At 55.3% G+C, this 291-nt stretch carries 1 pseudogene; it reads right to left on the bottom strand.

Going from position 1 to position 291, the window contains the following annotated elements:
• Window positions 1-267: pseudogene (locus DC347_RS21330) on the bottom strand (hypothetical protein); the annotation flags it as partial.
• Window positions 268-291 lie beyond the last annotated feature (24 nt).

Here is a 291-nt window from a genome sequence, read left to right as displayed (position 1 = left end):
GCGGCGCGCGCTTTCACCGATCACCACCACATAGAGATGGTATTTTGGCTTTACCGCCAACACGTGCCAGCTGTCTTTCATGCCAGCCAGCTGCGCCATCCGGGCCTGTTCGTCCAGCACCTCGTTGTTATTCACCACCACGTCTTTGACAAAACGAAAGGCCGGATAACCGGTGTCAATCACCTTGAATACACCGCCCCAGGCAAGGTTTTGCACCGGCTGGAGAAAGAAGATCCCGATGCTGAACAACAGGCCCAGCGTATCCATTTTTCCCCAGCGTGATGGCTCAAC

Origin of the sequence: Pseudarthrobacter sp. AG30, from assembly GCF_003116525.1 — a bacterium.
Classification (GTDB): Bacteria; Actinomycetota; Actinomycetes; order Actinomycetales; family Micrococcaceae; genus Arthrobacter.
The sequence above is the reverse complement of the archived record's forward strand: the minus strand, read 5'-3'. Positions and strand labels throughout refer to the sequence as shown.